The sequence below is a fragment of the Aeromicrobium changchenzhani genome (genome assembly GCF_057586615.1).
Map to the genome: position 1 here is coordinate 3259240 of NZ_CM172480.1, position 26230 is coordinate 3285469.

Annotated in this window: 28 protein-coding genes; 10 read left to right on the top strand and 18 right to left on the bottom strand. The window is 61.7% G+C overall.

What is annotated here, in order from left to right; all coding sequences use genetic code 11:
- Window positions 1-7: 7 nt before the first annotated feature.
- Genes AC2YB9_RS16445 through AC2YB9_RS16470 form a run of 6 tightly spaced genes read right to left on the bottom strand, consistent with a single transcriptional unit; the run spans window position 8 to window position 3467 of the window.
- Window positions 8-253, bottom strand: coding sequence for an alpha/beta fold hydrolase (locus tag AC2YB9_RS16445; protein ID WP_487266438.1), 246 nt, complete (start codon window positions 251-253; stop codon window positions 8-10).
- 6 nt (window positions 254-259) lie between these two features.
- On the bottom strand, window positions 260-505 hold the full coding sequence (locus AC2YB9_RS16450) for a hypothetical protein (RefSeq protein ID WP_487266439.1): 246 nt from the start codon (window positions 503-505) through the stop codon (window positions 260-262).
- Entirely contained in the window at window positions 498-1274 is a 777-nt protein-coding gene (locus AC2YB9_RS16455) for a type III pantothenate kinase (RefSeq protein ID WP_487266440.1), read from the bottom strand. Before AC2YB9_RS16455 ends, AC2YB9_RS16450 begins: the two co-directional genes overlap by 8 nt.
- Window positions 1274-1708 carry an aspartate 1-decarboxylase gene (gene panD, locus AC2YB9_RS16460; protein WP_487266441.1) on the bottom strand — a complete coding sequence of 145 codons (435 nt, stop codon included), beginning with the start codon at window positions 1706-1708 and terminating at the stop codon, window positions 1274-1276. The genes AC2YB9_RS16455 and panD overlap by 1 nt, the downstream gene beginning before the upstream one ends.
- Window positions 1709-1710: 2 nt before the next feature.
- Complete coding sequence (gene panC / locus AC2YB9_RS16465) at window positions 1711-2565, bottom strand: pantoate--beta-alanine ligase (RefSeq protein WP_487266442.1); 855 nt, start codon at window positions 2563-2565, stop codon at window positions 1711-1713.
- The gene (locus tag AC2YB9_RS16470) at window positions 2562-3467 is read right to left on the bottom strand and encodes a Rossmann-like and DUF2520 domain-containing protein (protein WP_487266443.1); all 906 of its coding nucleotides are present in this window, start codon (window positions 3465-3467) and stop codon (window positions 2562-2564) included. The genes panC and AC2YB9_RS16470 overlap by 4 nt, the downstream gene beginning before the upstream one ends.
- A 142-nt stretch (window positions 3468-3609) precedes the next feature.
- Here AC2YB9_RS16470 and AC2YB9_RS16475 point away from each other — a divergent pair, with 142 nt between their 5' ends.
- Genes AC2YB9_RS16475 through AC2YB9_RS16485 form a run of 3 tightly spaced genes read left to right on the top strand, consistent with a single transcriptional unit; the run spans window position 3610 to window position 7393 of the window.
- Window positions 3610-4545: an SAM-dependent methyltransferase gene (locus AC2YB9_RS16475; RefSeq protein ID WP_487266444.1), complete on the top strand. Its 936-nt coding sequence runs from the start codon at window positions 3610-3612 to the stop codon at window positions 4543-4545.
- A gap of 4 nt (window positions 4546-4549) precedes the next feature.
- The gene (locus AC2YB9_RS16480; protein WP_487266445.1) at window positions 4550-5710 is read left to right on the top strand and encodes an NADH-quinone oxidoreductase subunit D; all 1161 of its coding nucleotides are present in this window, start codon (window positions 4550-4552) and stop codon (window positions 5708-5710) included.
- A 24-nt stretch (window positions 5711-5734) separates the two neighbouring features.
- The gene (locus AC2YB9_RS16485; RefSeq protein ID WP_487266446.1) at window positions 5735-7393 is read left to right on the top strand and encodes a DUF885 domain-containing protein; all 1659 of its coding nucleotides are present in this window, start codon (window positions 5735-5737) and stop codon (window positions 7391-7393) included.
- A 7-nt stretch (window positions 7394-7400) separates the two neighbouring features.
- Here AC2YB9_RS16485 and AC2YB9_RS16490 read toward each other — a convergent pair whose 3' ends face one another.
- The 11 genes from AC2YB9_RS16490 to dacB all read right to left on the bottom strand — a co-directional run bounded on the left by AC2YB9_RS16490 (window position 7401) and on the right by dacB (window position 16830).
- Entirely contained in the window at window positions 7401-7880 is a 480-nt protein-coding gene (locus AC2YB9_RS16490; protein ID WP_487266447.1) for a DUF3180 domain-containing protein, read from the bottom strand.
- Window positions 7881-7927: 47 nt separating this feature from the next.
- Window positions 7928-8491, bottom strand: a complete 564-nt coding sequence (gene folK / locus AC2YB9_RS16495; protein WP_487266448.1) for a 2-amino-4-hydroxy-6-hydroxymethyldihydropteridine diphosphokinase — start codon at window positions 8489-8491, stop codon at window positions 7928-7930.
- Window positions 8488-8865: a dihydroneopterin aldolase gene (gene folB, locus AC2YB9_RS16500; RefSeq protein WP_487266449.1), complete on the bottom strand. Its 378-nt coding sequence runs from the start codon at window positions 8863-8865 to the stop codon at window positions 8488-8490. The genes folK and folB overlap by 4 nt, the downstream gene beginning before the upstream one ends.
- On the bottom strand, window positions 8862-9296 hold the full coding sequence (locus tag AC2YB9_RS16505; protein ID WP_487266450.1) for a nuclear transport factor 2 family protein: 435 nt from the start codon (window positions 9294-9296) through the stop codon (window positions 8862-8864). Before AC2YB9_RS16505 ends, folB begins: the two co-directional genes overlap by 4 nt.
- Window positions 9293-10138, bottom strand: coding sequence for a dihydropteroate synthase (gene folP / locus AC2YB9_RS16510; protein ID WP_487266451.1), 846 nt, complete (start codon window positions 10136-10138; stop codon window positions 9293-9295). The genes AC2YB9_RS16505 and folP overlap by 4 nt, the downstream gene beginning before the upstream one ends.
- A gap of 13 nt (window positions 10139-10151) precedes the next feature.
- Window positions 10152-10718, bottom strand: coding sequence for a GTP cyclohydrolase I FolE (gene folE, locus AC2YB9_RS16515; protein ID WP_487266452.1), 567 nt, complete (start codon window positions 10716-10718; stop codon window positions 10152-10154).
- Window positions 10715-12742, bottom strand: a complete 2028-nt coding sequence (ftsH, locus tag AC2YB9_RS16520; protein ID WP_487266453.1) for an ATP-dependent zinc metalloprotease FtsH — start codon at window positions 12740-12742, stop codon at window positions 10715-10717. The genes folE and ftsH overlap by 4 nt, the downstream gene beginning before the upstream one ends.
- Window positions 12743-12859: 117 nt before the next feature.
- Window positions 12860-13417 carry a hypoxanthine phosphoribosyltransferase gene (gene hpt / locus AC2YB9_RS16525; RefSeq protein ID WP_487266454.1) on the bottom strand — a complete coding sequence of 186 codons (558 nt, stop codon included), beginning with the start codon at window positions 13415-13417 and terminating at the stop codon, window positions 12860-12862.
- A gap of 4 nt (window positions 13418-13421) precedes the next feature.
- Entirely contained in the window at window positions 13422-14381 is a 960-nt protein-coding gene (gene tilS / locus AC2YB9_RS16530) for a tRNA lysidine(34) synthetase TilS (RefSeq protein WP_487266455.1), read from the bottom strand.
- A gap of 10 nt (window positions 14382-14391) precedes the next feature.
- Entirely contained in the window at window positions 14392-15438 is a 1047-nt protein-coding gene (locus AC2YB9_RS16535; RefSeq protein WP_487266456.1) for a zinc-dependent metalloprotease, read from the bottom strand.
- Window positions 15439-15471: 33 nt separating this feature from the next.
- The gene (gene dacB, locus AC2YB9_RS16540; protein WP_487266457.1) at window positions 15472-16830 is read right to left on the bottom strand and encodes a D-alanyl-D-alanine carboxypeptidase/D-alanyl-D-alanine endopeptidase; all 1359 of its coding nucleotides are present in this window, start codon (window positions 16828-16830) and stop codon (window positions 15472-15474) included.
- A 138-nt stretch (window positions 16831-16968) separates the two neighbouring features.
- Here dacB and AC2YB9_RS16545 point away from each other — a divergent pair, with 138 nt between their 5' ends.
- From AC2YB9_RS16545 to AC2YB9_RS16555, 3 genes are all read left to right on the top strand, one after another.
- Window positions 16969-17460 carry an inorganic diphosphatase gene (locus AC2YB9_RS16545; protein ID WP_487266458.1) on the top strand — a complete coding sequence of 164 codons (492 nt, stop codon included), beginning with the start codon at window positions 16969-16971 and terminating at the stop codon, window positions 17458-17460.
- 99 nt (window positions 17461-17559) lie between these two features.
- Entirely contained in the window at window positions 17560-18735 is a 1176-nt protein-coding gene (locus AC2YB9_RS16550) for a PQQ-dependent sugar dehydrogenase (protein WP_487266459.1), read from the top strand.
- Between the two features lie 48 nt (window positions 18736-18783).
- On the top strand, window positions 18784-20247 hold the full coding sequence (locus AC2YB9_RS16555) for a flavin-containing monooxygenase (protein ID WP_487266460.1): 1464 nt from the start codon (window positions 18784-18786) through the stop codon (window positions 20245-20247).
- A 36-nt stretch (window positions 20248-20283) separates the two neighbouring features.
- Here the strand turns inward: AC2YB9_RS16555 and AC2YB9_RS16560 are convergent, their stop codons facing one another.
- Window positions 20284-20889 carry a TetR/AcrR family transcriptional regulator gene (locus tag AC2YB9_RS16560; protein WP_487266461.1) on the bottom strand — a complete coding sequence of 202 codons (606 nt, stop codon included), beginning with the start codon at window positions 20887-20889 and terminating at the stop codon, window positions 20284-20286.
- Window positions 20890-20970: 81 nt separating this feature from the next.
- Between AC2YB9_RS16560 and AC2YB9_RS16565 the strand changes: the two genes are divergently transcribed.
- The 4 genes from AC2YB9_RS16565 to AC2YB9_RS16580 all read left to right on the top strand — a co-directional run bounded on the left by AC2YB9_RS16565 (window position 20971) and on the right by AC2YB9_RS16580 (window position 26154).
- Complete coding sequence (locus tag AC2YB9_RS16565) at window positions 20971-22434, top strand: flavin-containing monooxygenase (RefSeq protein ID WP_487266462.1); 1464 nt, start codon at window positions 20971-20973, stop codon at window positions 22432-22434.
- Entirely contained in the window at window positions 22431-23765 is a 1335-nt protein-coding gene (locus AC2YB9_RS16570; RefSeq protein WP_487266463.1) for a cytochrome P450, read from the top strand. The genes AC2YB9_RS16565 and AC2YB9_RS16570 overlap by 4 nt, the downstream gene beginning before the upstream one ends.
- A 70-nt stretch (window positions 23766-23835) precedes the next feature.
- Entirely contained in the window at window positions 23836-24795 is a 960-nt protein-coding gene (locus tag AC2YB9_RS16575; RefSeq protein ID WP_487266464.1) for an NADPH:quinone oxidoreductase family protein, read from the top strand.
- A gap of 132 nt (window positions 24796-24927) precedes the next feature.
- Complete coding sequence (locus AC2YB9_RS16580) at window positions 24928-26154, top strand: PucR family transcriptional regulator (RefSeq protein WP_487266465.1); 1227 nt, start codon at window positions 24928-24930, stop codon at window positions 26152-26154.
- Window positions 26155-26230 lie beyond the last annotated feature (76 nt).

The window sequence follows — 26230 nt, forward strand, 5'->3', positions numbered from 1 at the left end:
CAGTCGATTACGAAGCCAGCAAGGACCGAATCAACTCCAAGAATCGTTCCGGCGTCTCCACCATGGGTGTGTGACCGGCTGCCGGGATGCGCACGATGCGAACCCCCGGGACGGTGCTGAAATCGGCGCAGGATCGCTCGGGATCGTGGAAACTGTCCTTATCGCCGAAGACCACCAATGCGGGCAATGCCAGATCGGTCAATCGAGCATCAAGTGGCTTGGCGTCGACGAACCGCGGAAGCCCAAGCTGCATCTCCCGTTAACACGCGTGCGGCAGCATCCTGGCATCTCGGATGCCTTGATTCGGATCGTCAAAGTCCGTTGCCATGTCGAAACCGGGGGCAACCGCCATTCGCAAAGCGATCCGCAGCGCAGCGTCAGGTGCATGCCGGTGCAGCATCGCACCCATCCCCCGCGTCACCATGATCTGGTTCGCCGCCGGGATGGTGGCCGCAGCGCTTGACGGGCAGGTGACCGGGCGCCGGGACACGAGCTGCTCAGCCATGGTTCTTCTCGTGAACCAATCGCAGGCCAGTGAGTGTCAGCCACGGATCGAGGATCGAAATCGTCGAACAGTTGTCAACGACAACATCGGGATAGCTACCGGTAGCCACGACGGTCACGTGATCGCGATCCGCCCCAAGCGCTTCGATCAGCCGCGTGACGATGCCGTCGACCTGACCAGCGAAACCGTAGATAACCCCCGACTGGATCGCTTCGACGGTGTTCTTGCCGATGATGCCGCGTGGCATCGCAAGTTCGACGCTTCGCAATTGAGCGCCGCGGCGACCGAGCGTCTCAAGTGAGAGCTGTACACCCGGAGCGATCGCGCCACCGAGATAACGGTGCTCGGCGTCAATCACATCGAATGTGGTCGCAGTACCGAAATCCACAACGATGCTCGGCCCGCCATACACGGTCGCGGCGGCAAGCGCGTTGACAATGCGATCGGCGCCGACTTCGCGCGGATTGTCGGTAAGGATCGGGACACCGGTCTTGATACCCGGGCCAACGAACGAGACCGGCAGGCCACGGAAATAGCGATCGGCGAGCGTACGCATCTCGACCGCGATGTTCGGGACCGTGCAGCACGCGCTAACCGCGTCAATGTCATCAACGTCAGCGTTGCGCAGCAGCCCCGCGATGATCAGTTGCCATTCATCGGCCGTGCGTCGCTCGTTGGACTCAACTTTCCAATGCGCGAACAGATCATCACCGTCGAAGACCCCGATGACGGTATGGCTGTTGCCGACATCAAGGGCGAGGAGTGACATCAGGCTTTCGCGAGCATCGGGTTATACGCAATGTCGCCGCGCGTCAGACCGGTTCCCGGCAACGCCTCTGCCGGGTCGTTGCCGGTGCCGATGATCTTGTTCTCGGAGTCGACGAAGACGACGTTCGGCTTAAACTCGCGAGCTTCAGCATCCTGCATCTGCCCGTAAGCAATGAGAATGACGAGGTCGCCGGGATGTACAAGTCGGGCCGCCGCGCCATTGATGCCGATGACACCGCTGCCGCGTTCGCCCGCGATCGTGTAGGTCGACAGACGGTTGCCGTTGTCGATATCGACGATGTCGACGCGCTCGCCGGAGAGCAGGTCAGCAGCGTCGAGCAGATCCTCATCGATGGTCACCGATCCCACATAGTGCAGGTCCGCCTGCGTGACGGTGGCGCGGTGAATCTTGCTGGTCATCATGGTTCGCAACATGGTCAGTTACCTAACGTCAATCCGGTGTTGTCGAGCAATCGAGTGGTTCCGACCCGGCCTTCAATAAGAAGGCGGGCCACTTGACCTGGAATATTCCGCTCAGTTGATAGAGCGCCCAAGTCGGGGTCAGTGAGTGCGAGGTAGTCGAGTTCGAATCCGGCGGACTCATCGATGACTCGTTGGGCCGCAGTGAGGACAGCGTCAGCGCCTTCGCTGCCGTGAGCGACACCAGCCGCGAGCGCACGCGACAAAACAGTGGCTTGGCCACGCTGCTCAGCGTCGAGATAGCGGTTGCGCGAACTCATCGCGAGCCCATCGGCTTCGCGTACGGTCGGACAGCCAATGATTTCGGTGCCCATGCACAACTCCCCCGCCATCAGCCGGATGAGCGTCAGCTGTTGGTAGTCCTTCTCGCCGAAGACGGCGACATCGGGTCGTACGAGGTTGAGGAACTTCGCCACAACGGTCAGGACACCACGGAAATGCGTCGGCCGGGTCGCACCTTCAAGTATCTGCCCCAGCGGACCGGGATCGATCATCGTTCCGCCACCGACACCGTGCGGATACATAACCTCAACGCTCGGCGCGAAGACAATTGAGGCACCCGATTCGGCGCACCGTTCGAGGTCGCCGTCCATCGTGCGCGGATACTCCGCAAAATCTTCACCCGGCGCGAACTGTGTCGGGTTCACGAAGATCGAGGCGACAAGCAGATCGGCCAACGGCGCCGCATGCTTCATGAGCTGGGCGTGCCCCTCGTGCAGCGCACCCATCGTCGGGACGAAGGCAACCGTGCCCACGCCTTGAAGCAATCGTCGGAGTTCGGTGGGCGTCCGCACAACAATCGGCTGCATCATCGAAGCCCCGCAACGACCTCGGCGCGGATTTCCAGATCCGTCTCATTGAGCACCTGCCGGACCTGACTGGCTCCGGTCGCGGTCAACCGACCGGCGTCCTCGGCCCGATCGGCGGTAGCTCGTGCCATCGCGAGATATGCCTCAACGGTCGAACCATCTGCACTGACCTTGGCAAACGCTTCAGCATGAGCCCGGATCGTGGTGACGTCGCCGCGCACGACCGGCCCGGTAAGAGCTGCGTCGCCTTGAGCGAGCGTGTTGTCGAGTGCCGCAGCCAGCAACGGGCGAAGCACTGCGGCCGGATCATCGGCACCGGCCTGTCGCAATAGATCCATCGACTGTGCGACCAGCGTGACCAGATGGTTGGCGCCGTGCGCGAGCGCCGCGTGATAGAGCGCACGGTTAGCCTCCGGAACCCACATCGCGGTGCCGCCAAGCTCGGCCACGAGCTCCTCGGCAACCCTTTTATCAGCATCAGCGGCGGTCAGGCCGAAGACGCATGTGCGGTCGAGATCCACGCTAGTCCCGGTGAAGGTCATCGCCGGGTGGAACGCGACCGGCCGGGCACCTTGACGCGTGAGCGCAGCAAGCGCATCAAGCCCGTGGCGTCCGCTGGTGTGTAGAACGATCTGTCCGGGCCGGATTGCGCCGGCCGCGGCCAACTCCTCAGCAACAAGGATCAGGCTGTCATCGGGCACGGCAATAATGAGTATGTCGCTGCGCCGAGCAACGTCGGCAGGTTCATCTAGTTTGACGCCAGGAAGCAACGCTGCGACCCGCTCATAGCTAGCAGCTGAGCGTCCGCTGATCGCGACGATCGGATGACCGGCGAGCCGGAGTTTCGCCGCGAGGACAGTACCAACGCGGCCGGCGCCGATAACGCCAACAGAATGCTTCTTCATGAGTATTGCCTTTCGTTCCAGTCCCGAAAGCGGGTACCAGACAAATTGACACCTTCAGTTTACGTCGAATCCGCAGATGCTGCACACCCTTCGATCACGTGGGCTGCATCACAGTGTGGAGACCACCGACTAGCGTGGCGCCATGAGTCTGACGGCCGTGCCAACACCATGGCGACAGGCGTGGCAATCAGCGCTGTACGGCACCGAGGGGTTCTTCCGCCGTCAGAACCCCGCCAATCATTTCCGTACGAGTGCCAACTCCGGCCCGCAGTTTGCCGAAGCGATCTGGCAATTAATTCAAGCCCACAACTTCGACACCGTTGTCGACGTCGGCGCCGGCCGCGGCGAGTTGCTCGAACATCTGCATAGCCGCTCCGGCGGCGCGCTTCAGCTCAGTGGGATCGAGATCGCGGACCGACCGGAAGGACTCGCTGGGGCAATCGGCTGGTCCGCTGAACTCCCCGACCACATCGACGGCCTGCTGATCGCCAACGAGTGGCTTGACAACGTCCCGTGTGATGTCGTCGAGGCCGACGAGAACGGCGACGTTCGCTCGGTCCTGATCGATCCTCGGACCGGAATCGAAACGCTCGGCGACGAGTGCGCCGACCCCTGGCTCGACTCTTGGTGGCCCCTCGACCACCCCGGTCAGCGTGCTGAGATTGGCCGGCCACGCGATGAAGCCTGGGCCGATGCTGTGGCACGCGTCGACGGCATCGCGATCGCGATCGACTACGGCCACACCCGTGACGATCGCCCGTGCACTGGGTCGCTGCGCTCCTACCGTGACGGTCATGAAACCGACATACGCCCCGATGGAACCCGCGATGTGACCGCGCACGTTGCCGTGGACTCCGTTGCCGCGGCCGTCAGCGCGAGTGTGAGCCGGCAATCCGAGCGATTGACTGCTCTCGGAGTGAGGGGAACTCGACCACCGCTCGAACTCGCACACACCGATCCGGCCGGCTATCTACAAGCGCTGTCGGCGGCGGGGATGGCCGCCGAGCTCAAAGCCCGCGGCGGCTGGGGCGACTTCTGGTGGATCTGGACGGACACTCGTACAGGCGTGCAAGGATGAGCGCATGAACCCGAGCGACGGCGGGCGGCAGGTCACAGTCGGTCTCGGCACCGGCTTCGCCACAACCGACATGGTGCTCAACGTCGGGCCGCAGCACCCCGCGACCCATGGCGTTCTTCGCCTGCGCCTGACCCTCGACGGTGAACGCATCGTGCACACTGAGCCGATCATCGGCTACATGCATCGCGGCGTCGAGAAATTATTCGAAGTTCGTGACTATCGGCAGATCATTGTGCTGGCTAACCGCCATGACTGGCTCAGCGCCTTCTCCTCAGAGCTGGGCGTCGTCCTCGCCGTTGAAGACATGCTCGGCATGGAGGTACCCGAGCGTGCCACCTGGACGCGCATGCTGCTGGCCGAGCTCAACCGGGTCCTCAATCACTTGATGTTTCTCGGTTCATATCCGCTCGAACTCGGCGCGATAACGCCGATCTTCTATGCCTTCCGCGAGCGCGAAACGATTCAGGAAGTCATGGAGGAGCTTTCCGGCGGCCGTATGCATTACATGTTCAACCGTGTCGGCGGCCTCAAAGAAGACATTCCGGCTGGCTGGCTCGATCGTGCGTCGGCAGCCATCGCCGCAGTGCGCGAACGGTTGCCACAGATCGAAGACCTCATTTTCGGCAACGAGATCTTCCGCGCCCGAACGATCGGCGTCGGCACGCTCAGCGCTGCCCTCGTCCATGCCTACGGCGTCTCCGGGCCGATCGCACGTGCCTCTGGTGTCGATTTTGATCTGCGTCGGGACGAGCCATATCTCGCGTATGCCGAGCTAGCCGACATACTCCGTGTCCCGGTCCGCGCCGACGGTGACTGCTATTCACGCTTCGCGGTCATGCTCGAGCAGGCCAAAATCTCGCTCGACCTGGCCGATGCCTGCATCGAACGGCTCCGCTCACTGGCACCAGGCGCGATCAACGTCCGGCTGCCCAAAATCCTCAAGGCCCCAGAAGGATCGATCTACTGCTGGACCGAGAATCCGCTCGGCATCAACGGCTATTACCTCGTCTCTCGCGGCGAAAAAACGCCCTGGCGGCTGAAACTCCGCTCGGCATCGTTCAACAATGTCCAAGTGCTGCCCGAAATCCTCAAGGGGCATGTCGTCGCCGATATGGTCGCCATCCTTGGCTCAATGTTCTTCGTCGTCGGCGACATCGACAAATAGGCCTAAGCAGTGAAGGGTTGGCGTATGACTGACAATCCTGTGCGTGTCCCGTCGGTGGTTGACGTTCTTGCCGAGGAGTGGCTCGACACGTTGCTCGACCTCAACCCGGAGCTGCACACTCACCTTGGTCGGCCGGGCCGCGAATCGGATTATTCGGATCATTCACCCGAAGGCGCGAACGCTGCCGCCGGTGCCGCTCGCGCGATGTTGACGCGCGTACGCGCCTCCGAGCCCGCCGATTCAGTCGACGTCATCACCCGCCTCGAACTTATCCGGACACTTGAACTCGACGTTGAGCAGTACGAAGCCGGCTTCTGGCAACGTGACCTCAATGTGATCGCCTCGGCCGGTCAGGATCTGCGCGACATCTTCGATCTCATGCCAACTGCGGATGAGCCGGATTGGGAACATGTTGCCAAGCGTCTGCACAATCTTCCCGATGCGATGCACGGTTATGTCGAGGCCCTGCGCAGCGGCATCACCGCTGGCAACGTTCCGGCGATCCGGCAGATCCGAGAAGTCATCAAACAGGCCGAAAAGTTGGTGGCCGACAGCGGCTATTTCTTCCAGCTCGCGACCCGCGCCGACGAAACGGTGTCCGACGGGCTCCAATCCGATCTCGTTTCGGGTGCACTCGAATCCTCGAAGGCATATGCCGATCTGATCGCATTTTTGGCCAATGACCTCGCACCGAACGCACCCACGGCCGATGCGGTTGGCCGCGACCACTACGCCCTAGCCTCCCGATATTTCGTCGGCACCACGATCGATCTCGACGAAACGTACGAATGGGGTCTGGATGAGCTCGCCCGCATGGTGGCCGAGCAAGAAGCGATCGCCAAGCTAATCTTGCCGGGTGCGAGCGTCGCCGAGGCGATCAAGTTCCTCGACGGTGACACCAGCCGCAAATTACATGGCACCGACGCGCTTCGGGAATGGATGCAGTCGACCAGCGACCGCGCAGTCACTGACCTCAGTCACAGCCATTTTGACATCCCCGAGAAGATGCGCCGCCTCGAGTGCATGATCGCGCCGACTCAGGAAGGCGGCATCTACTACACCCCGCCCAGCGAAGATTTCACCCGCGCTGGCCGTATGTGGTGGAGCGTTCCCGAAGGAGTCACCGAATTCGACACCTGGCGCGAGCTCACGACGGTCTACCACGAGGGCGTCCCTGGTCACCACCTCCAGTGCGGCCTCGCGACCTACAACAGCGCCCAACTGAACAGCTGGCGCCGGATGAACTGGAACTCAGGCCACGGCGAGGGCTGGGCGCTCTATGCCGAGCGACTGATGGCTGATCTGGGCTATCTAGACGATCCGGCCGACCGGCTCGGGATGCTCGACGGTCAGCGTATGCGGGCCGCTCGCGTAGTCGTCGACCTCGGCGTTCACCTCGGCAAGCCCAAACCCGATGGCACCGGACCGTGGACCGGCGACGATGCCTTTGGGTTCCTGTCCCAGCACGTCAACATGAACGAACCATTCATCCGCTTCGAGGCCAATCGTTATCTCGGTTGGCCCGGGCAGGCGCCGTCATACAAGGTCGGTCAACGGATCTGGGAAGAATTGCGCGACGACTACGTGGCCGCAAACGGACCCGATTTGAAGCAGTTCCACAGCAATGCCCTTGCCCTCGGCAGCGTCGGGCTCGAAACATTGCGCACGGCGTTGCTCCGCTGACTCGGCTCTAGGCCGGGTCGGCATCAGCTTCGGTGTTGCCGGCTTGGTCCTCGCCACCGGGTAGACGCAGCGCGCGCTCAAGCAGCAACCCCGCGACCACCATGAGCAGCCCAGCCGCCCCCGCAAGGCCCGCATGGGTCACCCGCTCGTGGCCGAACGCGGTGTCCATCGAATCAACGAAGGCCAGCGCGAAACCGAAATAGCCACCGGCGCACAGCGCACCAACCCAGGCGCTCGCCTTGGCCAGTGAAAGCATCTTGATGCCGTGGTCCGACGTCATCCGTTCGTCGCGCTTGTGCAGGCTCTGCCATGTGTTCCACGCGGACATCCCGATAATCGCGGCGACAACGAAAAGCGCAACTGCCGCCGACCAGCCGACGCGCGGCGCATTGCCACCATTTCCTTCGACAATCGGCCGCACAAGCCGTCCAACGATCAGACCGAGGCCGCCCAGAAGGACAAGGGTTACCGGGGAAATGCGGCGCATGTGTCTCACGACAGTTTGTTCACACTGCGTCATTCATACTGTGTCATTCATAACAGGAGCTCAAGGTCCTCGCGCCGTGTGACGCCGGACGTGTCGACCGCACCGATCAGATCGGCGACAAAGCCTTTGCCGGGAATCTCGCCCTCGGGATCGATCTCAAGCCACGGGGTGAGCACGAAGCCACGCTCATGAGCACGCGGATGCGGCAGAATGAGTGAATCATCTGAGCACACACGATCGCCAACGACGAGCAGATCGACATCAAGGGTGCGGGGCGCATTGGTCTCGGCGCGCTCGCGACCGAAGGCGTCCTCAATCGCCAGCGCCCGGTCGAGCAGGGTGTGGACCGTCAGAGTCGTGTCGATCAGAACGACCGCATTGAGGAATTTGCCCGATCCGTCGGGAGTGCCGATCGGATCAGTCTCGTAGACCGAGGAGACCGCAACCATCGTGACCTCTGGCGTGTCTTCAAGCGCCGCTACGCCGCCCTGCAGTCGATTGAGTCGGTCGCCCAAATTGGAGCCGAAAGCCAAAACCGCTTGCCGGATTGGGCGCATGCCTCCGGTCATCGTGTCCGCATCAAGGACGTACGGCGTAGGTGATTCTGTCACGTTCGGCTCCGCTCTATCGTGACGGCGACATCAGTAAACGTCACCGCGATGGGCGCTTCGGGTTTGTGGACTGTCACGCTAACCCATTGCACTGACTCGTATTCCAAGCATAAGTCCACCATACGCAGCGCCAATGTCTCAATCAGGTCGACCGGATCATGGGTGATGGCATCGTGTATGCGCTGAGAAAGCTCACCGTAGTCAACCGTTTTGCGCAGATCCTTGTCGTTGGCCGCTGGCCCGAGGTCAAGACCAAGGCGCACATCGACGATAAACGGTTGCCCATTTTCGCGTTCAAACGCGAACAATCCATGCCGCCCACGTGCAGTGATGCCACGCAGATCGATGCGATCGAGGCCTACGGGACAACTCATTGCTGATCCTCTCCGTGCTCGTCAGTCACCATGACCGGCGATGCGTGGCGCATCCAAAATTTCCAGGACTGCCCATCCCTGACCAAGATACTGCTTGCTATTGCCTTAATCCCGGCGAAGGACTCGACCGACTCGAGGCCGTCACCGGACAGAATGTTCTCCGTGCACGTTATGACCGCGGTTTGCGGATCGTCCGAGCCCGGCGGGCAGAGCAAGATCTCGACGTCGGTTAGGAAGAATTGGATGTAACCGACGTTGGCCATCAGCATCGACCAGGACCGCAGCACCGCTGGCGTTCCACGTACGAGCTCGGCGCCCGGGTGCGCACAGCTGACCCGATCAGAGACGGCCCACAACGACGCCATCAGGTCGATATCGCCAAACTCGATCGCATCATAGAACGACCGATGAACCTGCAGCGGATCGTTCATTGGCCCGCCTTCAGCCGGCCAATCGCTCGCACTGCATCGGCGGAGGCTCGAGGTTCGTGAACCCGGACACACCAGGCCCCACGGTCGGCTGAAATCGCGGTTATCGCCAGAGTCGCGGACTCGCGACGATCGGTCGGACGCAACGTGTCGCCGTCGGCAAGCAATTCGCCAAGAAACCGTTTGCGGCTCGCCGCGACCAAAAGCGGATAGCCCAAGGCAGTGAAGGCGTCAAGGTTGTTGAGGACGGTCCAGTTTTGCGCACCGGTCTTTGAGAAGCCGAGGCCCGGGTCGATGATGATCTGTGAATCGTCGATTCCGGCCGCGTGCGCCGCAGCGATCTGCACTTGCAACTCGACGATCACATCGGCGACAACATCGTCATAGTCGGTGTTGTTCTGCATCGTCGCGGAGTGTTCGCGCCAATGCATCAAGACGAGCGGTTGCCCGGCGGCAGCGGCTACCGGCAGCATGTCCTGATCGGCACGACCACCGGATACGTCGTTGATGATCTGCGCGCCGGCGTCAAGCGCTTTGCGGGCCACTGCGGCGCGCATCGTGTCGACCGACACCATGGCGCCCTCGGCTGCCAGCGCTTTGACCACCGGAATGACGCGGCGTAACTCTTCTTCAGCGTCGATCCGAATCGCTCCGGGCCGGGTCGATTCGCCGCCGACGTCAATGATGTCGGCGCCCCCGACGAGCATGTCAACGCCGTGCTTGATCGCCGAGGCCGCATCGAGCCATTTGCCGCCGTCGGAGAACGAATCAGGTGTCACGTTGATAACGCCCATGACGAGGCACCGGTCGGTGGCCAGTCCGTCGAGCGGAGTGGGCGCGGTCATCTGCTCTCAGCCCTTAGGAGGCGGTGATGAGGCCCATGGCCTCGGCTCGAGTCGCCGAATCGCGGAGCTGGCCGCGTACGGCACTGGTGATCGTACGGGCACCGGCCTTACGTACGCCACGCATCGTCATGCACAGGTGCTCGGCCTCGATGACGACAATCACGCCGCGTGGTTGGAGGACATCGGTGAGCGCATCTGCAATTTGCGTGGTGAGTCGTTCCTGCACCTGAGGCCGGCGGGCAAACACGTCGACGAGCCGGGCGAGCTTAGACAAGCCGGTAACCCGGCCGCCCTCTTGTGGGATGTACCCAACGTGGGCGACGCCGGTGAACGGCACCAGATGGTGCTCGCACATCGACCACAATTCGATGTCCTTGACCAGAACGAGCTCATCGTGGCCAACGTCGAACGTCTTCGACAGAACATCGAGTGGATCTTGGCCGAGCCCCGCGAACATCTCCTCATAGCTGCGGGCGACCCGTGCTGGCGTCTCGCGCAGGCCCTCGCGGTCGGGATCCTCACCAACCGCGAACAGCAGCTCGCGGATGGCAGCCTCGGCACGCTCGTGATCGACGGTCACGACTGCTCCGGAGCATCCGTGCCCTGATCGGGTGCGATGACCGTGCCCTGACCCTTCGTGGTTTCATCCTCCGGGACCGGCTGGTTGACCGGCGCCATGCCAGGCAGACTCGAGTTGACGAACACCCGATCTGGCGTTGCCACCGGCGGCAGACTCGATGGCGGGCGCATGTCCGAGCCGGTCCAAGGCGGGCGCACGTCGCGACGTCGCAGCGGCTCAAAGATCGCGGCAATTTGAGCCTTGTCTAGGGTTTCCTTTTCAAGCAGCTCAACGACCAAGCTGTCAAGAACATCGCGATTGGCCTCGAGGATGTCGAAGGCCTCCTGATGCGCGGTCGCGATGAGCTTGTTGATCTCCTCATCGACAATCGCCGCGACCGCCTCAGAGTAATTGCGGGTATGCCCAATGTCGCGACCGAGGAACGGCTGCCCCTCAGTTTCGCCAAGTTTGACCGCGCCAAGACGTTCAGTCATGCCGTACTGGGTGACCATCGCACGCGCGAGCCCGGTGGCCTTTTCGATGTCGTTGCCGGCGCCGGTCGTCGGATCGTGATAGACGAGTTCTTCGGCCGCTCGGCCGCCCAGCATGTAAGCGAGCTTGTCGAGCAACTCGCCACGAGTCTGGCTGTACTTGTCCTCGTCGGGGAGCACCATCGTGTAGCCGAGTGCACGTCCGCGCGGCAGGATCGTGATCTTATGCACCGGATCGCTGCCTGGCAGTGCCGCAGCGACGAGCGCATGGCCGCCCTCGTGATAGGCAGTGATTTTCTTCTCGTGATCGTTCATCAGACGGCTGCGCTTCTGCGGGCCGGAGATGACGCGATCGATTGCCTCGTCGAGGGCGTAGTTGTCGATGACCTTCTTGCCGTTGCGGGCCGTAAGCAGCGCCGCCTCATTGAGCACATTGGCCAGATCAGCACCGCTGAAGCCAGGCGTACGGCGACCAATCGATTCGAGATCGACACCATCGGCCATCGGTTTGCCGCGCGAATGCACTTTGAGGATCTGGGTACGACCAGCCAGATCGGGCGCTTCGACGCCAATCTGTCGATCAAAACGGCCGGGCCGCAACAGTGCGGGGTCGAGAACATCAGGCCGGTTGGTAGCCGCAATCAAGATGACGCCGCCGCGCACGTCGAAGCCATCCATCTCGACCAGCAATTGGTTAAGAGTTTGTTCGCGCTCGTCGTGGCCGCCGCCCATACCGGTGCCGCGATGCCGTCCGACCGCGTCGATCTCGTCGATGAAGACGATTGCCGGGGCGTTTTCCTTGGCCTGTTCGAACAAGTCGCGCACGCGACTGGCGCCAACGCCGACGAACATCTCGACGAAATCGGAGCCCGAGATTGAGTAGAACGGCACGCCAGCTTCACCCGCGACTGCACGGGCCAGCAGTGTCTTGCCGGTGCCGGGCGGACCATACAGAAGGACACCCTTGGGAATCTTCGCGCCGACGGCCTGGAATTTTGCTGGCTCCTGCAAGAACTCTTTGATCTCGCCGAGCTCCTCGATCGCTTCATCACAACCGGCGACATCAGCAAACGTCGTCTTAGGAGTGTCCTTGGTGATCAGCTTGGCCTTGGATTTGGCGAACTGCATAACCCGGCCACCGCCGCCCTGGACGTTGTTCATGAGGAACAGGAACAGCAGTACGAGCAAAATGATCGGCCCGAAGGAGAAGATCAGCGTCGAGAAGAAACTTTGCTTCGGCTTGTCGACAGTCCACGTCTTGAGCGTTTTGTTGGCCACCGATTTTTCCGCTTGGTTTGCCAGATCATAACCCTGATCACCGATCCAGGTGGCACGGACTTTCTTGCCATTCTGGAGCGTCGCACGGATTTGTTGATCGCCTTCGACGAACGTGACGTCCTTTAACTTGTTCGAGTTGAAGTACGTGACCATCGTGGCGGTCTTGATCTCGGTGTAGCCCTTTGAGGAGGAAGCGAAGTTGAACACCGCGAGCACCAGAATGACGGTGACGAGGATCCACATCCATGGACCTTTGAGAAAGCGCTTGAAATTCATAGCCAGCGGACCGGGGCCCACTCCTCCTTGAGAAAATGCCGAGAGTAAGACGGTACCGGAGGCCCGCCCATCTAGTGAACGCGCACGGTCACAGGTTTGGTTCCCGCGGGCGGTGGATCAGGAGTAAATATGCGGCGCGAGAGTGCCGACGCAGCGCAGGTTTCGGTATTTCTCGTTGTAGTCAAGGCCATAGCCGACGACGAAGGCATTAGGGATCTCAAAGCCCACATATTTGACGTCAACGTCCATCTGGACCGCATCTGGCTTGCGCAATAGGGTCGCGATCTCGACCGAGGCCGGGCCGCGCGAGCGCAAGTTGGTGATAAGCCACGACAGAGTCAGACCCGTGTCGATGATGTCCTCGACGATCAACACGTGCCGATCGGTCAAGTCCGAGTCAAGGTCCTTGAGAATGCGAACGACACCGGAGGACTTGGTACCTGATCCATATGACGACACCGCCATCCAGTCCATCTCGACGTGCCGGTTGAGGCTACGTGCAAGATCGGCCATGACCATGACTGCGCCGCGGAGTACGCCGACGAGAAGGATCTCTTTGCCCTCGTAGTCGCGCTCAATCTCGACGGCCATTTCCTTGAGGCGGTCGAGGATCTGCGCTTCAGTGAATAGGGTCTTGTCTAGATCGAGGTCGCCCTCAATATGTGTCTTCTCCACTGGCCTAGCGTCCCACAGGGGTGGGCACGAACACCACTGCGTCCCCCGCGCGCTGCGCCGCAACCCCGCCGGGAAGTTCGATTCGTTGCTGACCGTGCCAGTCGGTGACCAGCCGATCCATGCCGCGTATGTGGTGCGCCGCAAGTTCCGAGCCGTCCGCCCCCGCCGCCAGAGCAGCAGTGCGCAGGACCCGCGACCGGATCGCAGCAGGGAGTTCGGTGAGCATTCGTACCTCAAGCTGGCCGCTATGGCGGGCCGCCGCAAGGTCAAGGGCCGCGTTGTCGTCGCGCAGGAGGTCGGCCGTTCGTGCCAACGCTTTTGCGACTCCGCCACCGAGGATCTCCTCGAGCAATGGCAGCGCTTCGTGTCGAAGGCGTACGCGGGTGAAGGACGGATCGCTGTTGTGTGGATCGGTCCACCAATCGAGCCCGCTCGCCCGACAAACCTGCTCGGTGTCGTGTCGGGTCAGTCCGAGGAATGGCCGTCGCAGGGGACCGTCGATCGCCGCCATGCCAGCCAGCGAACGTGCTCCCGAGCCGCGCCCGAGGCCGAGCAGCACGGTTTCGGCCTGATCGTCCAGGGTGTGGCCAAGCAGAATTGCATCGGCGTCGAGGGCCGCGAACACCTCGCGGCGACAAGCCCGTGCAGCCGCTTCCATCCCGCCTTCGACGCCGACTGTCACCGCAACAATCTCGGCGTGGATGCCTAGCCCAGCAAGCTGGTTGGCTGCGGTCGCGGCCACGTCAGCCGAGCCGGTCTGCAATTGATGATCAACGATGACCGCGCTCACTGCGAGGTCCCGCTTCGCTGCCACGAAAGCAGTTGCTGCGGCCAGCGCCAGCGAGTCGGCGCCGCCTGAGACCGCGACGACGACGCGGGCGTTCCGGTCAAGATCGGCCAGCACCTCGGCGACTGCGTTGCGCGCCCGTGCGACCATCGGGTCGAGTGCACCACCCATCGTCATGTGCCCCGAATCAGCCGTGGATGCGGGTTACCCAAGTGCTGGGTTCGAGGATTTCGGCCTTGGTCGGCAAATTGGCTGGCTTTTCCCAGGCGGCATTGAAGCCGTCGCGGCCGAGACGATCGTTGACCTCGCGGACAAACACGGCGCCGTCACGGTATTGCCGCATCTTGCCCTCGAGGCCGAGCAGTCGACGCAGCAGCCGATCGAACGGCCCAACGCCTTTGCGTCGCTGGGTGAACTTGCGACGAATGTTCTCGACGCTCGGGATGACCTCCGGGCCGACACCGTCCATCACAACATCGGCGTGCCCTTCGAGCAGGGACATGATGCCGGTCATCTGGTCGACGATCGCACGCTGCTTGTCGTTCTGGAATAGCTCGGAAATCGATACTTCGGAGCTGCCCTTGACGATCCGAACGAACTCGCCGACGCCGTCGCTAAGGAACTTTTTCAGGGCATTTCCGTCTAGATCAGTCGCATCGGCGAACTCCTCCATCAATGATTTGAGATGATCGCTCATCCAGTCGACGGCGGTGAACTGAACCCGGTGAGTCTCCTCGTGCAGACAGACCCAAAGCCGGAAGTCGTGTGGGTCGACGTCGAGTTCTCGTTCGGCTTTGACGATATTGGGCGCGACCAACAACAAACGCCCCTGATCGCCATTCGGGCCACGATAGAACGGATCAAACTGGCCCAGCACCTTCGAGGACATGAATGCCATCAATGCGCCGATCTCGCCGCCGCTGATCTTGCGGCCGACTGCCTTGCCGAGCGGTCCCGGAGCCTTCGGCGAATGCTCAAGTTTGTCGATCAACGGATCGAGCATAATCTTGAAACTCTCGAGATTAGCCTCGACCCAGCGCGGCCGATCGACGACGAGAATCGGGGCGGTCGCAGAAGACGCATACAGGTTAGTGAACTCGCGGACCGGTGCCTCAGAACGGGCCGCACCCGCGCGGAGTTCGGCCACCGCCTCGGAAACCTCGGCGGCAGAAATCTGCGGGCCGGGGCGCGACAATCGCTCGGCGGTCTGCAGCGCGAACTCCCAATCGATCATGAGCCAACCGTACGGCCAAAGCGAAAGCGCCGGTCAACCACCGCAGTGACAACGCGCGAGGTCGGCCACGATCCGGTCGATCGCTGCCTCGGCGGTCAAAGTTCCTACGGCCTTCGTCCGATCGGCCATGATCGCGAACACGATGGGCCGGCCGTCGGCGTCCTGAACAATTCCCGCCAGGCTGCTGATGCCGGTCAGCGTGCCGGTTTTGGCACGGGCAACACCTTTGGCCGGCGCCGAGGACGAGTCGCTGAAGCGGCGCAGTAGCGAGCCGCTGAACCCGGCGACGGGCAAATCGCTGACGAGGCTCCCCGGTGGCTCATCCCGCGTTGCCGCACGAACCAGATGCACCAGCGTCGTCGGTGCGATGCGATTATCTCGCGATAGACCACTGCCGTCATACAGCGTGAGTCCGGTCGCGGGTATGCCGTTGCGCGTCAATACGGCCTTGACCGCGGCGACACCGGCAACGAATGATCCGGCGTTGTGTTCGGCAATTGCCACGTGCCGCAGCATGACCTCGGTAGCTTGATTGTCGCTGTGCTGGATCAGTGATTCGACGATCTGCAAGACCGTGCCACTCTCAACACGTGCGAGCTCGGTAGCGCTGCCGCTCGCGGTGATGGGTGCGATCTTGCCGGTGACCTTGATACCTTTCTGCGTCAGCAGGCCGGCGAACTGCTCGGCTGCGGTACGCGCCGGTTCGCGCGAACGGATGCCGTTGCTGTCCACGCCCTGGGAAACCCACAACGCGCTGACCGGAGTGGTGATGTTCTCGGTGATATATGACTTCGGCCAGTGCGGATTAACTGCGGGACCGCTGAACAGCGCCGCGTCAAAACCGAGCGTCACCGACTTCGTATCGGAGTTCTTTAATGCGGCGACCGTTCGGGCAGCCAGACTGCTCAGCGTCGCATGGTGGCCATATTTGGCCGGCTTGGGTTTTTTCGCATCGAGATAGGGGTCGCCGCCGCCGACCAACACGATGGCACCAGATCCGTCACTGACCACGCGAGTCGCGAATCTCGTCTGCGGGGCAATCGTGTCGAGCGCCGCGTATGCGGTGAGCAGCTTGGTCGTCGAGGCCGGGGTGAAGGTACCCGATCCCTTGGTCGCCAGCACCGCGCCGGAGGCCAGATCCAAGGCGACGAATCCGGACTGTGTGCCGAGCCCGGATTGGGCGAGTCCTGGCTTCACCGCCGCAGCAACCTTCGCTGCGCTGAGGGTTCCTGCCGGGATCACGTCCGGCCGGATCGTCATACGCGCGCCGACGGTTCCCAGCTGCTCGGGCGGGTCGACATATTGCGCCGCACACGGACCGTCACAAATCAGCGGATTGAGTTTGCCGCTGCGGTATGCACCGACACCGAGCAGCGCAATCAGCAGTGTCACAACCAATGGGATGGCAATGACACCACGAGATCGCGCTACCCTGCTCGAGCGCCTGTTGACCATATGCGTGACACTATAAGTCCCTGAACCATGCTTTGAACGCGCCATGCGCGCGCACCCAATCTAGTCGGAGGAATTGTGATTTTCGACGTCACCGTGGAGATCCCCAAGGGAGTCCGCAACAAGTACGAAGTCGACCACGCATCGCATCGGATCCGGCTCGACCGCACGCTGTTCACGTCGACGCAGTACCCCGCCGACTACGGTTTCATCGATCTCACGCTCGGTCTCGACGGCGATCCGCTCGACGCACTCGTGCTGCTCTCCGAGCCAACCTTCCCCGGTTGTTTGATTGCTTGCCGCGCGATCGGCATGTTCCGCATGACCGATGAGGCTGGCGGCGATGACAAGGTTCTGTGCGTTCCAGCATCCGATCCACGCCAGGAGCACCTACGCGACATCCACCACGTGCCCGAGTTTGACCGGCTTGAGATCCAGCACTTCTTCGAGGTCTACAAGGATCTTGAGCCCGGCAAGTCGGTCGAAGGCGCCAACTGGGTCGGCCGCACCGAAGCCGAAGCCGAAGTCGCCGCAAGCTTCCAGCGCTACAAAGACAACGGCGGCTACTAACCCCAAAAGGTTTCCCACGATAACCCCGAAAACTGGCGCTTATGACAGGTTACAAACTGTTATAAGCGCCAGTTTTCTGTCTTAGGCACAATGGCGGGTATGAAGTCTTGGCCAATTCTGATCGCCGCCCTCGGGCTGACCGTTTCAGCCTGCGCCGGTGGCGACGCGACGTCCGCGCCCTCGAAGACTGCGACCGCAGCACCGACAACGGCCGCACCGAACCCGACCAAGGTCCCAACACTGACAGCGAAAGTCCTAGTCAAGGGTCTTCAGATCCCGTGGGACATCACTTTTCTCCCAACTGGCGACATGCTTTACACCGAACGCGATCGCGAGCGGATCACGCTGCGCAAGCCTGATGGCAGCTCGACCGTCGTACTCGATTCACCAACCGGCATGTGGCACAACGGCGAAACCGGGCTCATGTCGGTGCTTCCGGCGTCGGACTACAACACCAGTCACGACATCATCACCTGCCACGGCTTCAAGGATTCAAATACCCAAGATGTGCGCGTCGTTCGCTGGCACCTCGGGAAGAAGCTGACCTTCGTACGCAATCTCGTCACCGGGCTGCCTTCAACATCAGGACGCCACGGCGGTTGCGCCCTCGAACACGGCAAGAACGGCGATTTATATGTCGGCACCGGTGATGCCGCCGATGGCCGCAACCCCCAGAACCTGAAATCGGGCGGCGGCAAGGTCCTCCGGATCGACGACGCGACCGGCAAGGGATTGTCCGATAATCCGTTCGCGAGCAGCAGCAACAGAATGAAGCAACGCGTATGGAGTTATGGCCATCGCAATGTGCAGGGCCTGAGTTATCGGCCCGCCGACGGGACGGTCTGGTCGATCGAGCAAGGGTCGTACCGCGACGACGAGGTCAACCGTTCCGTGCGTGGCGGTGACTTCGGCTGGAGTCCGCTACCTGGTTTCAACGAGAAGCGGCCAATGACCGATCACAGCCTGCCGGGCAAGCAGAGCGATGCGGCATGGTCATCGGGCAATTCCACGATCGCCACGTCCGGCGGAACATTCTTGCGCGGCGAGCAGTGGGGCGCGTGGCGTGGCGCGATGATTGTGGCCGCGCTCAAGGACAAATCGCTGACCGTGCTGCAGTTCAATAATGCTGGCAAACTCATGAAGCAGAGCGACGCGAAGTCGATCCGTGGCAAGTACGGTCGTCTCCGCGCCGCAGTAGAAGGCCCCGACGGCGCCCTCTATGTCACGACCTCGAACGGGTCCGACGACAAAGTGCTCAAAATCACGGCACACTGACGACTTCGGTATGTGACACTCTTAATGTCACATACCGAAGGGATGTTCATGATCACCGATCACGTCAACGTCATCATCGTCGGAGCAGGGCTGTCGGGAATCGGCGCGGCCTACCGGCTGCAGGAGACCTGCCCGGACAAAACGTATGCGCTGTTGGAGTCGCGCGACGCAATCGGCGGAACGTGGGACCTCTTTCGCTACCCAGGTATCCGGTCGGACTCCGACATGTACACGCTCAGCTATCCATTCCGCCCCTGGACCAATTCCAAGTCGATCGCCGATGGCGCCGACATTCGCGATTACATCCGCGACGCCGCCGACGAATACGGCATCAAGCAACACATCCGTTTTGGCCACCGTGTCACCAACGCCGCGTGGTCATCGGAGGATGCCCGCTGGACGATCACGTCGAGCACAGCCGATGGCACGACCGAGATCACGGCAAATTTCATCTACCTGTGCAGTGGCTACTACTCCTACGACGAGGGCTACCTCCCCGATTTTCCGGGCCTTGAATCGTACGAAGGAACCCTGATCCACCCGCAGTTCTGGCCCGAAGACCTCGACTACGCCGGCAAGGAGGTCGTCGTCATCGGCAGCGGGGCGACCGCCGTGACACTGATCCCGTCGATGGCCAAGCAGGCCGGCCACATCACGATGCTGCAGCGCTCCCCCACTTACATCACCGCGCTACCGGAGGGTGACAAGATCGCTGACGGTATGCGTAAGGTCCTGCCGGGGAAGCTCGCACATCGGGTGATCCGGCAGAAAAATGCGGTGGTTGCCGTCGGCTTCTACCTGTTCTGCCGACAATTTCCGACGGCCGCGAGGCGTGTCCTGCTGTCCCGCGCAAAGGCAGCATTGCCCAAAGATTTCGACGCCAAACACCTGACCCCGCGCTACAAGCCATGGGATCAACGCCTGTGCATCGTGCCGAATGGCGACCTGTTCCGCACCTTGCGGCACGGCGACGCGTCAATCGTCACCGATCGCATCGTGGCCTTCGACGCCAAGGGAATCGCCCTCGCTTCGGGTGACCGACTCGACGCGGACATCATAATCTCGGCGACCGGTCTCAAAGTCGTCGCCATGGGCCAGATCGAGGTCGAGGTGGATGGCCGCGCGATCGATCCGCACGAGCTCTTCACCTACAAGGGACTCATGTTCAGCGGGCTCCCCAATTTCGCCTGGTGCGTTGGCTACACAAATGCATCCTGGACCCTGCGCGCCGATATTTCGTCGCAGTATGTTGTCCGGCTGATCAAGCATATGGATGACAACGGGTATGCCTTCGGGATGCCAGATCCGGCCGGTGTCGACGGCGCCGCCCCGATCTTGGATTTGTCTTCGGGTTACGTGCAGCGCGTCGTCGGTGACCTGCCCCAACAGGGATCCAATCGGCCTTGGACCGTGCGCCAGAATTATTTCCTCGATGCCTGGGATCACCGTCATACCGACCTTGACGAAGACATGATCTGGATGAGCAAGGAGCCGGCCCGCATTCCGTCCTGACTGTCCTGCCGGACGCCGAGTGGGCACGCGGCGGCCTCAAGCCTTGGCGAGCAGGGCCCTGATGGTGTTGCCGAAGACATCGACATCCAGGCTGCCGTCGAGCGAGCGCATAGCGCCGAGTCCGATGCCGAGACTCAGCAATGCGGTTGCCGCCTGCTGCGGCGTCAGGGCGATCTCGACCCCGGCCTGACTCGTGACTTCGGCGATCAACTGCGCGAGGCCGTCAATTATCTCGCGGTGCCGCTTGGCAAGTTCGGCGGCGACGTATGGGCTCTGCCGCGCCGAGCCGGCGAACTCGACTTCAAGCGCGGTCCATCTAGGTCTGCCCAAGCCAACTCGCGCCCACTCGACAAACGCTTCGATCCGACCGTCAAGGTCGGTGTCCTTCGTGAACGCGGAAAGAACCCCTTCGATCTGCTCGGCATGGATGCTATCGAGAACCGCCATACAGAGCTCCTCCTTGCCGGCGAAATTGGAATAGACCGCGCCCTTGGAGTAGCCCGCCTGCAACGCGACACGGTCAAGCGAGGTCGCGGCATAGCCATCGGACAAGAACATCTCGCGCGCGGTTGCGATCAGCGCGTCACGCGTACGCGCCTGACGCTCGGCTCGGCTGGTGCCAGCTGATTGGTTGAGGCTCATGGCTCCCTTTCGGTGTATGCGTGTTCACGATCACTGGAACACCCATTGGCATCTATTCCAGATACCGATAGTATCTGAAACATGATCTCCAAAGACGTCATCATCATCGGCACCGGATTCTCCGGCATGGGAATGGCCATCAAGCTACTCGAGTCCGGACGAGATGACTTCGTCGTCCTTGAGAAGGCCGGCGATGTCGGTGGCACCTGGCGTGACAATACCTACCCCGGCTGCGAGTGCGACATCCCCAGCCACATGTACTCCTTCTCCTACGAGCTGAACAACGACTGGAGCAAGAGCTTTTCTGGCCAGCCGGAGATCTGGGCATACCTACGCAAGGTGGCCGACGAAAAAGGCATCCGCAGCAAGATTGACTTCGGTGTCGAGGTTAAAGGCGCCACCTGGGATGAAGACGCGAAGCGTTGGACGATCCACACCAACGGCGAGACGTATGTCGCTCGCGTCCTGGTCGCCGGCGTCGGCGGACTGCACATCCCCAACATCCCGGAGATCGACGGAACCGACTCATTCACCGGCGAAATGTTCCACTCCTCCAACTGGAACCACGATGCCGACCTCAAGGGTAAAAAAGTCGTCGTCATCGGCACTGGCGCCAGTGCGATCCAGTTCATCCCGATCATCGCCAAAGAAGTCGACACCCTGACGGTCTTCCAGCGGACTCCTGCCTGGGTACTGCCCAAGAAGGACAAGCCGACTTCTGCAGTCAAAAAGACCATCTTCAGCAACGTGCCCGGCGCCACTCGCATCTACCGCAACGTTCTCTATTGGGGGCTGGAGTCGCGCGCAATCGCCTTCAACGGTCACCTCAATGTGCTGCCCATCGCCGAGCAGGTGGTTAAGCGCTATCTCGCGAAAGCGATCCCCGATGCCGAACTGCGGGCCAAACTCACGCCGGACTATCGCCTCGGCTGCAAGCGCGTCCTGCAATCCAACACCTATTACCCAACCTTTCTTCGCGACAATGTCGAACTCAACACCGATGGCGCCATCACGATCGTCGCGGACGGTGTCATCGACGGCAATGGCGTCAAGCACGATGCCGACGTCATCATTTGGGGCACCGGCTTCCATGTGATCGATGCCTTCGACTACCTCAGCGTCAAAGGCCGCAACGGGATCGATCTCGCAACGCAGTTCAAGGAGGGTGGCACCGAGACCTATATGGGTATGGCGATCCACAACTTCCCAAATCTCTACTTCATGCTTGGGCCCAACACCGCGCTCGGCCACAACTCGGTCGTCTTCATGATCGAGCAGCAAACCAAATACATCATCAAGATGCTCGATGAGATGCAGCAACGCGGCGCAGCTGCCGCCGAGCCAACTCTCGCAGCGCAAAGCGCGTTCAACACCGAAGTTCAACGGCTTGTCGAGAAGGGCATCTGGACTCAGGGCGGCTGCACGAGTTGGTATCTGGACAGTCACGGCAAGAACCGCACAATCTGGCCGAAGTTCACCTTCCAGTACTGGTGGGAGACGCGCAAGATCAAGGCCCCGGACTTTGTCTGGGAGTCCGCGGCATGACTGCCACGGACGCTCCCGCGGCGCTGGCGACACACGACGGACTCCCGCCGGGTCCGTCCGTGCCCGCACTCTTAATGACGTGGCGCTTCATGCGCAAACGCACCAAATTCATGAAGAAGTACCACGCGAAGTATGGCGACACCTTCATGGTGCGCATCCTGCCCGGACCACGACGATTGATCATTTTCAGCAGACCCGAAGACTTCAAGGAAATCTTCGCCGGCGACCCAACTCAGTTCCATGCGGGCGAAGGCAACGCGATCCTCAAGCCGGTCATGGGTCCGCACTCGCTGCTGCTCACTGACGACGACGAGCATCAGCGAGCACGCAAATTGCTGATGCCAGCCTTCAACGGAGCCTCACTGCGCGGCTACCGCTCGATCGTTGAGTCGATTGCGAAGCACGAGATCGACACGTGGACCGACGGCCAGACCCTTGTGACGTTGGATCGCATGAATGCGTTGACGTTGGAGGTCATCCTCCAAGTTGTGTTCGGTGTGACCGATGAGTCCCGACTGGAGGTGTTGCGCCCGCTAGTCAACCGGATGGTCAACATCGACGCCAAAATGCTGCTCGCCTGGTCCTATCCGAAACTCTTCGCGCTGCCACCGTGGAAGGGCTATTTCCAGAACCAGGCCAAGGTCGACGCTCTTTTGTATGCCGAGATCGCCGAGCGTCGCGCCGCCCCGGATCTGGATGATCGAGGCGACGTCCTATCCCGGCTGCTGCGGGTCGGCACCGGCACGGATCAGGACCACGAGCCGCTGACCGACGCCGAACTGCGCGATCAATTGGTCACTTTAATGCTGGCCGGTCACGAGACGACGGCGTCGGCGCTGTCCTTCACGCTGCACGAACTCGGCCGCAATCCTGAGCTCCGACAGACCGCGATCACGGCTGCTGACGCGGGCGATGACGCCTTTCTCGAGGCCTGCCTCAAGGAAGGCATGCGATTGCATCCGGTCATCGACTTCGTCGCCCGTAGTCTCAAGTCACCGCAGGTCATTGGCGGTTGGTCGTTGCCACGCGGGGTCACTGTCGCACCGTCAATCATGCTCTCGCACCGACGAAACTTCTCCGCTGAACACCGCTACCGCCCGCGGCGCTTCCTTGACGACCCGATCGCTCCCAACACGTGGATCCCGTTCGGCGGAGGCGTACGACGTTGCATCGGCGCTGGCTTCTCGTTGATGGAGGGGACGACAGTGCTCAAGGAGATCTTGCAGCGCTATGACGTGACCGCAGTCAAACCAACGACCAACCGATTGCGGAACATCACGAATGTGCCCGAAGACAAGGCACCACTCACATTGGCTGCGCGCCGGGCCTGAAAACCGTCCAGGTGTCGATTGACTCTTCAGTTTTCTAAGCAAGCGCTTAGTCGTGCGGTAGGGTGCCAATATGAAGGCAATTCAGATCACCTCACTCGATGGTCCCGAAGCAATCGAACTCCTCGACGTCGATGCGCCCGTTGCCGCCGAAGGGCAGGTCTTAATTGACGTGAAGGCCGCTGGCGTCGCATTTCCCGAGGTCCTGCAGTCACGCGGCAAGTATCAAATCAAGCCCGACTTGCCATTCACGCCGGGCGCCGAAGTCGCTGGCGTCGTACTCGCTGCCGCCGAATCAACCGGGTTCACGGTCGGCGACCGGGTTGCCGCGTTACCGCTGTTGGGCGGCTTCGCCGAGCAGGTCGCCGCGCAGGCTGACCTGACCTTCAAGCTTCCCGACAATGTGCCGTTCGAGCAGGCCGCAGCGATCCCGTTCAACTACCTCACGGTTTATTTTGCATTGATCGAGCGCGGCCAGATGCTCGCGGGCGACTCGGTCCTCGTGCACGGCGCTGCTGGCGGCATCGGCACCGCCGCAATTCAGCTCGCCAAAGCGTACGGCGCGGGTCGAGTCATCGCCGTGACTTCCACGGCCGAGAAGGGCGCAATCGCGCTCGAAGTTGGCGCCGACGAGTTCGTCCTCGTTGACGGTTTCAAGGATGCGGTCAAGGCCCAAGGCGGCGTGGATCTCGTTGTCGATCCAGTCGGCGGCGACCGATTCACCGACTCACTTCGTTGCCTCAAAGAAAACGGTCGCTTGCTGGTTATCGGGTTCACTGGCGGCTCGATCCCGACCGTCCAGGTCAACCGGTTGCTACTCAACAACATTTCAGTTGTTGGTGTGGGTTGGGGCGCGTTCGTACTTAAGCGGCCCGGTTATGTCGGACGGCAATGGGCAGCAATCCTTCCGCATATCGAGTCCGGTGCCCTGTCGCCGGTCATCGGCGGCAGTTTCGCGCTGGCCGACGCAGCACAGGCACTCAACCTGATCGACAATCGCAAAGCAACCGGGAAGATCCTGCTGACGCCCTGACATCGCATGACGGGTGGACCCGGCCGGTCCCGTTTCCGCCAATCCCTCGGGTTGGATTTCATCTTGCATCCCGCGCAATCGGTGGGAGGCTAGTTGAATGCCGCGACCACCGAACCGAAGGGCTGAGACTGCATGCCCGACGCCTTAAACACGTCCTTTTGGCCCGATCTTGTCGCCAAGGTGCATGCGCGAGTGCCGCTCCTAACCGGTAAACTCGTCGATACAATTCTCGCCGAAAACCCCGGCTACGGCTCTGCCGATGTGGTCCCAACCGAAGACCTCACGCGATCTTGCCATGACAACATCGTGCGCGTGCTGCAACTCATGGACACTCTCGAGACCGACCGACTCGACGAGCACGCACACTATTTCGACGCAGCACGAGCCACCGGCGGACGTCGCGCCCAGCAGGGGTTGCCGTTGGACGATGTGCTGCGATCGTTCAGATTCGGCGGCAGCATTATCTGGGAGGCATTCAACGACGAAGCCAGCGGCGATGAGCAGATCGGCCCCGATGCGCTGCGCATTGTCGGCACCAGGCTCTGGTCTGCTGTTGATAGGACATCGGCCCAGGTCGCAGCGGCATACCATTCGACCGAGATGCGTCTTGTCCGCGCGGACGACCAGCGACGAGCCGCTGTTTGGGAAGGGCTGCTGAGCGGGCGGGCTACCGACCCACGTTTTCTCCAGGAAACTTCGCGGGTCATCGATCTGCCACTGAATGGGCGGTTCGTGGTGGTCGTGATCGGCGACGCCACCGCTGGTGCGGGACTCGAGCCGGCTGACCTTGTGAGTCGCGTGCAGCACGGACTACTGCGTCGCGGTATCGAATCGACCTGGCAACCGCGGGCCGACAGCACTGTCGGCATCCTTCAACTCGACGAGCAATCCACGCAGACTGCCCTGCATGTTTTGTCGGTTGACCCGCTGTGTTCAGCTGGCATGTCGTCGGTCATCCATGAGTTGGCCGACATCGAGGTCGCTCATAGGCAGGCGCTACTCGCACTGCACAGTCTCGCCAGCGGCGTCGGCGCAGTCTCGCTCGATGATCGGCTGCCCGAGGCACTGCTACTGAACTCGGCCGAGCTCAGTGCGAGCCTTGTCCGGCTTTGGCTCGGGCCGCTGCTCGATCTCGACGCTGCCGCTCGCAAACCACTGTGGGACGCCCTCCAAGTCTGGGTCGGCACGGGTGGATCCACGGCGCGCAGTGCCGAACAACTGCACTGCCACCGCAACACTGTCATTAACCGGATACGACACCTCGAGGAAGTCCTCGGTCAGCCGCTCTCCACGGCACCGCTGCCGATCGAGTTTAGCTTGGCGATCCGCGCCCATCTGCTGACTCGCAGCCGTGACTGAGTGACGCTGGTGCACAACCGCAGGGGCCGAATGCTGGGCATCGGAACCATGTTGAAGAGCAGTGATGTGTGTCACG

What these genes read in the sequence shown, in the direction of transcription:
- AC2YB9_RS16445 (WP_487266438.1), bottom strand. Translation starts at nt 253, where the DNA reads ATGCAGCTTGGGCTTCCGCGGTTCGTCGACGCCAAGCCACTTGATGCT.
- AC2YB9_RS16450 (WP_487266439.1), bottom strand. Translation starts at nt 505, where the DNA reads ATGGCTGAGCAGCTCGTGTCCCGGCGCCCGGTCACCTGCCCGTCAAGC.
- AC2YB9_RS16455 (WP_487266440.1), bottom strand. Translation starts at nt 1,274, where the DNA reads ATGTCACTCCTCGCCCTTGATGTCGGCAACAGCCATACCGTCATCGGG.
- panD (WP_487266441.1), bottom strand. Translation starts at nt 1,708, where the DNA reads ATGTTGCGAACCATGATGACCAGCAAGATTCACCGCGCCACCGTCACG.
- panC (WP_487266442.1), bottom strand. Translation starts at nt 2,565, where the DNA reads ATGATGCAGCCGATTGTTGTGCGGACGCCCACCGAACTCCGACGATTG.
- AC2YB9_RS16470 (WP_487266443.1), bottom strand. Translation starts at nt 3,467, where the DNA reads ATGAAGAAGCATTCTGTTGGCGTTATCGGCGCCGGCCGCGTTGGTACT.
- AC2YB9_RS16475 (WP_487266444.1), top strand. Translation starts at nt 3,610, where the DNA reads ATGAGTCTGACGGCCGTGCCAACACCATGGCGACAGGCGTGGCAATCA.
- AC2YB9_RS16480 (WP_487266445.1), top strand. Translation starts at nt 4,550, where the DNA reads ATGAACCCGAGCGACGGCGGGCGGCAGGTCACAGTCGGTCTCGGCACC.
- AC2YB9_RS16485 (WP_487266446.1), top strand. Translation starts at nt 5,735, where the DNA reads ATGACTGACAATCCTGTGCGTGTCCCGTCGGTGGTTGACGTTCTTGCC.
- AC2YB9_RS16490 (WP_487266447.1), bottom strand. Translation starts at nt 7,880, where the DNA reads ATGCGCCGCATTTCCCCGGTAACCCTTGTCCTTCTGGGCGGCCTCGGT.
- folB (WP_487266449.1), bottom strand. Translation starts at nt 8,865, where the DNA reads ATGAGTTGTCCCGTAGGCCTCGATCGCATCGATCTGCGTGGCATCACT.
- AC2YB9_RS16505 (WP_487266450.1), bottom strand. Translation starts at nt 9,296, where the DNA reads ATGAACGATCCGCTGCAGGTTCATCGGTCGTTCTATGATGCGATCGAG.
- folP (WP_487266451.1), bottom strand. Translation starts at nt 10,138, where the DNA reads ATGACCGCGCCCACTCCGCTCGACGGACTGGCCACCGACCGGTGCCTC.
- ftsH (WP_487266453.1), bottom strand. Translation starts at nt 12,742, where the DNA reads ATGAATTTCAAGCGCTTTCTCAAAGGTCCATGGATGTGGATCCTCGTC.
- tilS (WP_487266455.1), bottom strand. Translation starts at nt 14,381, where the DNA reads ATGACGATGGGTGGTGCACTCGACCCGATGGTCGCACGGGCGCGCAAC.
- AC2YB9_RS16535 (WP_487266456.1), bottom strand. Translation starts at nt 15,438, where the DNA reads ATGATCGATTGGGAGTTCGCGCTGCAGACCGCCGAGCGATTGTCGCGC.
- AC2YB9_RS16550 (WP_487266459.1), top strand. Translation starts at nt 17,560, where the DNA reads ATGAAGTCTTGGCCAATTCTGATCGCCGCCCTCGGGCTGACCGTTTCA.
- AC2YB9_RS16555 (WP_487266460.1), top strand. Translation starts at nt 18,784, where the DNA reads ATGATCACCGATCACGTCAACGTCATCATCGTCGGAGCAGGGCTGTCG.
- AC2YB9_RS16560 (WP_487266461.1), bottom strand. Translation starts at nt 20,889, where the DNA reads ATGAGCCTCAACCAATCAGCTGGCACCAGCCGAGCCGAGCGTCAGGCG.
- AC2YB9_RS16565 (WP_487266462.1), top strand. Translation starts at nt 20,971, where the DNA reads ATGATCTCCAAAGACGTCATCATCATCGGCACCGGATTCTCCGGCATG.
- AC2YB9_RS16570 (WP_487266463.1), top strand. Translation starts at nt 22,431, where the DNA reads ATGACTGCCACGGACGCTCCCGCGGCGCTGGCGACACACGACGGACTC.
- AC2YB9_RS16575 (WP_487266464.1), top strand. Translation starts at nt 23,836, where the DNA reads ATGAAGGCAATTCAGATCACCTCACTCGATGGTCCCGAAGCAATCGAA.
- AC2YB9_RS16580 (WP_487266465.1), top strand. Translation starts at nt 24,928, where the DNA reads ATGCCCGACGCCTTAAACACGTCCTTTTGGCCCGATCTTGTCGCCAAG.